At 67.6% G+C, this 5497-nt stretch carries 6 protein-coding genes; all 6 read right to left on the minus strand.

Annotated elements, in window-relative coordinates:
* Positions 1 to 16: 16 nt before the first annotated feature.
* Positions 17 to 772, minus strand: a complete 756-nt coding sequence (locus AC1DYI_RS25060) for a uracil-DNA glycosylase (protein WP_477206850.1) — start codon at positions 770 to 772, stop codon at positions 17 to 19.
* Position 773: 1 nt separating this feature from the next.
* Positions 774 to 1562 (minus strand): indole-3-glycerol phosphate synthase TrpC, encoded by a 789-nt coding sequence (gene trpC, locus AC1DYI_RS25065; RefSeq protein WP_477206855.1) that lies wholly within the window; start codon positions 1560 to 1562, stop codon positions 774 to 776.
* Between the two features lie 8 nt (positions 1563 to 1570).
* The gene (trpD, locus tag AC1DYI_RS25070) at positions 1571 to 2611 is read right to left on the minus strand and encodes an anthranilate phosphoribosyltransferase (protein ID WP_477206851.1); all 1041 of its coding nucleotides are present in this window, start codon (positions 2609 to 2611) and stop codon (positions 1571 to 1573) included.
* A gap of 5 nt (positions 2612 to 2616) precedes the next feature.
* Positions 2617 to 3678, minus strand: a complete 1062-nt coding sequence (ltaE, locus tag AC1DYI_RS25075) for a low-specificity L-threonine aldolase (protein ID WP_477206852.1) — start codon at positions 3676 to 3678, stop codon at positions 2617 to 2619.
* Entirely contained in the window at positions 3675 to 4274 is a 600-nt protein-coding gene (locus AC1DYI_RS25080; RefSeq protein ID WP_477206853.1) for an anthranilate synthase component II, read from the minus strand. Before AC1DYI_RS25080 ends, ltaE begins: the two co-directional genes overlap by 4 nt.
* Position 4275: 1 nt before the next feature.
* Positions 4276 to 5497, minus strand: a 1222-nt coding sequence (locus tag AC1DYI_RS25085; protein ID WP_477206854.1) for an anthranilate synthase component I family protein, incomplete at its 5' end; no start/stop codon positions are given.

Consider the following 5497-nt stretch of genomic DNA (forward strand, 5'->3'; position numbering starts at 1 on the left):
AGCGCGAGTCGCTGTTTCAGGTCGATCGGGCATCACCTTTGGCCGCAGTTGCCAGCCAATCAACGTCGATGCCCGCCGCACGCAGCGCCCCCCAATGCCCACAGCCAATGAAGGGCTGTGGGGGCCGGCGTGCCGACAGGGGCGACGGGTGGTTCGCACACAACAGCAGGTGCCGGCCGGGCGCGGCCTGCTCGATCAGTGGCGCCTTGGCCTGGGCGTGGGCGCCCCATAACAAGAAGGCGACCTGACGTGGCTGCCCCGCCACGGCCTGGATCAAGGCATCGGTCAACGCCTCCCAACCGCGCTTGGCATGGCTGGCGGGCTGCCCGTCCTCCACCGTCAGGCTGGTGTTCAGCAGCAGCACACCCTGACGGGCCCAGTGCCCCAGGTGGCCATGGCCGGGAACTGCACCACCGAACTCGCGCTGCAGTTCGACAAAGATGTTGCGCAGGCTGGGCGGCGGCTTGACGCCAGGTGGCACCGAAAACGCCAGACCCTCGGCCTGGCCGAGACCGTGGTACGGGTCCTGACCCAGGATCACGACGCGAACCTCGGCCAGAGGCGTCAGGGCCAGCGCCCGCAGCGGATCAGCCGGGTAGATCGTGGCGCCGGCCTCGCGGCGTTGCTCTACATAAGCGATCAACGCCTGACCAGCCGGGCTGGCACGCCAGGCGTCGACCACCGGTCGCCAATCGGCGGGGACCTGGTCCAGCAGCTGGGGCAGCGGTGAGCGCAGCCGGTTGTCGGCTGCGGTGTCGTTGAACAAATCCATCTCAGCCGAACAGCGCCTGCAGCGCCTGGCCCGGGTCGGGCGCCCGCATGAAAGCCTCACCGACCAGGAAGGTGTTGACGCCAGCCGCGCGCATGCGCTGTACGYCCGCCGGCGCCAGGATGCCCGACTCGGTGACCAGCAGGCGGTCGGCCGGCACCTGGCTCAGCAGGCCCAGCGTCGTGTCCAGTGAGACCCCGAAGCTTCGCAGGTCGCGGTTGTTGATGCCGACCAGCGGCGTCTTCAGCTTCAGCGCTCGCGCCAGTTCGTCGCCGTCGTGCACCTCGACCAGCACATCCAGGCCCAGCGCAAAGGCCGTTGCTTCCAGGTCCGCCATTTGCGCGTCGTCCAAGCAGGCGGCGATCAGCAGGATGCAGTCGGCGCCCATCGCGCGCGCCTCGACCACTTGGTACTCGTCGACCATGAAGTCCTTGCGCAGCACCGGCAGCGCGCAGGCACCGCGGGCCTGCTGCAGGTAGGCCACCGAGCCTTGGAAGAAAGGCTCGTCGGTCAGCACACTGAGGCAGGCCGCGCCGTGGCGCTCATAGCTGGCCGCGATCTCGGCCGGCACGAAGTGCTCGCGCAGCACGCCTTTGCTCGGGCTGGCCTTTTTGACCTCGGCGATCACTGCCGAACGGCCCGCCGCCAGCTTGGCCCGCAGCGCCGCACCAAAACCACGGGTGTCGCGGCGCGCTTCGGCTTCTTCCCGCAACGCCGCCAAGGGCCGAACCGCCCTCGCCTTCGCCACCTCGTCGTGCTTGACCTCGACGATGCGGCGCAGGATGTCTGGCACGCCCGCCATCACGCCGCCGCCGGTCGGAACCGGTTGGTCACGGCGACGAACTGGCTCAGCTTGGCCTGGGCCGCGCCTGAAGCCACCGCCTCACGCGCCCGCTTGACGCCTTCGGCCACTGACCCCGCGACATTCGCGCAGTACAGCGCCGCGCCGGCGTTCAACAACACGATGTCGCGCACCGGCCCATCCTCATTGGCCAGCGCGCGCTGGATGCACTGCACCGACTCCTGCTGATTGGCCACCTTCAGCACCCGCGAGTCGTAGACCGGCAGGCCGAAGTCGCTGGGATGCACGACGTACTCCTTGACCTCTCCGTTCTTCAGCTCACCGACCATGGTCTCGCCGGACAGCGAGACTTCGTCCATGCCGTTCATGCCGTAGACCACCATCACGTGTTCCGAGCCCAGGCGCTGCAGCACGCGGACTTGGATACCGACCAGGTCAGGGTGGAACACACCCATCAGCTGGTTCGGCGCACCCGCGGGGTTGGTCAGCGGACCCAGCAGGTTGAAGATGGTGCGTACGCCCAGCTCCTTGCGCACCGGCGCCGCGTGCTTCATCGAGGCGTGGTGGTTGGGCGCGAACATGAAGCCGATGCCGGACTCCTCCAGGCAAGCCGCCACCTGCTCGGCGTTCAAGCCAATGTAGGCGCCCATCGCCTCCAGCACATCGGCGCTGCCGGAGGTGGACGATACGCTGCGCCCCCCGTGCTTGGCGACGCGCGCGCCACCGGCCGCCGCAACGAGCATCGCCGCGGTCGAGATGTTGAAGGTGTGGGCCGAGTCGCCCCCGGTACCGCACAGGTCGACCAGGTGGGTCTTGTCGGCGATCTGGACCGGCGCCGCGAACTCGCGCATCACCTGCGCGGCGGCGGCGATCTCGCCGATGGTTTCCTTCTTCACGCGCAGCCCGATCGACAGCGCAGCGATCATCACCGGCGACATCTCGCCGCTCATGATGCGGCGCCACAGCGCCAGCATCTCGTCGTGGAAGATCTCGCGATGCTCGATGACGCGGACGAGCGCGTCGGTGTTGCTGATGCTCATGGTCGTCAAGCGGGGGTGGAGAAGAACTCGCGGACGGCCGCGATGGCGGTGTCGATGCCGGCAGCATCCACATCGAGGTGGGTCACGAAGCGCAGGCCGATCAAACCAGTGGCCAGCACGCCGCGCGCCTTCAGGTGCGCCAGCAGCGCCGCGCCGCGGCCATCGGCCACCTGGGCGAAGACGATGTTGGTCTGTGGCGGCGTCACCGTCAGGCCGGCGATCCCCGCCATGCCCTCGGCCAGACGGCGCGCCAGCGCATGGTCATCGGCCAGGCGTTCGACATGGTGCGTCAGCGCATGGTCCGCCGCGGCCGCCAGCAGGCCGACCTGGCGCATGCCGCCGCCGGCCATCTTGCGCACCCGGTGGGCGCGAGCGATGAACTCGCGCGAGCCGCACAGCGCTGAGCCGATCGGCGCGCCGAGGCCTTTGCTGAAGCAGACTGAGACGCTGTCGAAGTGGCGGGTGATCTCGCGCGCGGACACCTTCGAAGCGACCGCCGCGTTGAACAGCCGCGCACCGTCGAGATGGATAGCCAAACCACGCCTCTTGGCCAACGCCGACGCCTGCTCGATATAGCCCAGCGGCAGCGCATTGCCGTTCCAGGTGTTCTCCAGGCACAGCAACCGGCTCTTCGCGAAGTGCGAGTCGTCGGGCTTGATCGCCGCCTCGATGTCGGCCAGCAGCAGCGTGCCGTCGGGCTGGTTCGGCAAAGGTTGCGGCTGGATACTGCCGAAGACTGCACCGCCGCCGCCTTCGTAGCGGTAGGTATGGGCCATCTGGCCGACGATGTACTCGTCGCCCCGGCCACAGTGCGCCAGCAGGCCGCACAGGTTGCTTTGCGTGCCGGTCGGCATGAACAGCGCCGCCTCGAAGCCCAGCAGCGCAGCAATGCGCTCCTGCAGCGCATTGACAGTCGGGTCGTCGCCAAACACGTCGTCGCCCAGTGGCGCGGCCATCATCGCCTCGCGCATCGCCGGCGTCGGCTGCGTGACGGTGTCGCTGCGCAGGTCGACGAACTTGCCGCCGGCTGCGCGCCCTGAAGCGCTGGCGTAGTCAACGGCACTCATGCGCGGACCTCCTGCCGGCTCATCGTGATGAAGTTGCGCAGCATCGCGTGGCCGTGCTCCGAAAGAATCGATTCGGGGTGGAACTGCACGCCTTCGAGCGGCGTGGCCGTGCCGGCCAGTTCACGGTGGCGCACGCCCATGATCTCGCCGTCCTCACTGGTCGAGGTCACCTCCAGCACCTTCGGCATCGTCTCGCGCTCGATCGCCAGCGAGTGGTAGCGGATCACCGAAAACTCGATCGGCAGATCACGGTAGACGCCCTTGCCGTCGGTGGAGATGCGGCTGGCCTTGCCGTGCATCTGCACCTGGGCCCGCACGACCTTGCCGCCCAATGCCGCCCCGATGCTCTGGTGGCCGAGGCACACGCCAAGGATCGGCAGCTTGCCGATGAAGGCCTGGATCGCCGGCACACAGATGCCGGCCTCGGCCGGCGAACACGGCCCGGGCGACAGCACCAGCAGGTCCGGCCTCAGCGCGCCGATGCCTTCGAGCGTGATCTCGTCGTTGCGGAAGACCCGCACCTCCTGGCCCAGCTCACCGAAGTACTGCACCAGGTTGAAGGTGAAGGAGTCGTAGTTGTCGATCATCAACAGCATCTCAGAACCCCTCTTCCACCAGCTCGGCCGCGCGGATCACCGCCCGCGCCTTGGCCTCGGTCTCTTTCCATTCCAGCTCGGGTACCGAGTCGGCGACGATGCCGGCGGCCGCTTGCACGTACAAGGTGTTGTCCTTGACGATGCCGGTGCGGATTGCGATCGCCACGTCCATGTCGCCGGCGAAGCTGAGGTAGCCGCAGGCACCGCCGTAGATGCCGCGCTTGACCGGCTCGAGTTCGTCGATGATCTCCATCGCGCGGACCTTCGGCGCGCCGGTCAGCGTGCCGGCCGGGAAGGTGGCGCGCAGCACGTCGAGGTTGCTGATGCCTTCTTTCAGCAGCCCTTCGACGTTGCTGACGATGTGCATCACATGCGAGTAGCGCTCGACGACGAAGGCCTCGGTGACCTTGACGCTGCCGGTCTTGGCGATACGGCCGATGTCGTTGCGCGCCAGGTCGATCAGCATCAGGTGCTCGGCGCGCTCTTTCGGGTCGGCGCTCAGTTCGGCTTCGAGTGCCTTGTCCTGCTCGGGCGTCGCACCGCGTGGCCGGGTGCCGGCCAACGGGCGGATCGTGATCTTGTCACCCTCGGGCGCATGCTCGTGCCGCACCAGGATCTCGGGCGAAGCGCCGACGATCTGGAAGTCGCCCATGTCGTAGAAATACATGTAGGGCGACGGGTTCAGCGAGCGCAGCGCGCGGTACAGGCTGAGCGGCGACTCGGTGTAGCGCTTCTTCAGCCGCTGCCCGATCTGGACCTGCATCATGTCGCCGGCGGCAATGTAGTCCTTGCTCTTCAGCACCGCGGCGATGTAGTCAGCCTTGGCGAACTCGCGCTCCACCGCATGAGCCGGGCCACGCCGCACGGCCGGCGCGGTGACGCTGTACTTCAGCTTGTCGGCCAATTCGGCCAGCCGCTTCTTGGCCTTGAAATAGGCCTCGGACTGGGCCGGGTCGGCGTAGACGATCAGGTAGAGCCTGCCCGACAGGTTGTCAATGACCGCCAACTCCTCGGTCTGTAACAACAAGATGTCAGGGGTGCCGATGCCGCCGGTTTTTTGGGTGGCCGCGAGCTTGGGCTCGATGTAGCGCACGGCGTCGTAGCCGAAGTAACCCGCCAGCCCGCCGCAGAACCGGGGCAGCCCTGGCCGCAGCGCGACCTTGAAACGCTTCTGGTACTCGGCGATGAAATCGAGCGGGTTACCCTCGTGGGTTTCGACGACC

It is taken from the genome of Ideonella sp. P3_A4 (genome assembly GCF_056403075.1).

Coding starts and splice junctions, on each gene's coding strand:
- AC1DYI_RS25060 (WP_477206850.1), bottom strand. CDS start 772: ATGGATTTGTTCAACGACACCGCAGCCGACAACCGGCTGCGCTCACCG.
- trpD (WP_477206851.1), bottom strand. CDS start 2,611: ATGAGCATCAGCAACACCGACGCGCTCGTCCGCGTCATCGAGCATCGC.
- ltaE (WP_477206852.1), bottom strand. CDS start 3,678: ATGAGTGCCGTTGACTACGCCAGCGCTTCAGGGCGCGCAGCCGGCGGC.
- AC1DYI_RS25080 (WP_477206853.1), bottom strand. CDS start 4,274: ATGCTGTTGATGATCGACAACTACGACTCCTTCACCTTCAACCTGGTG.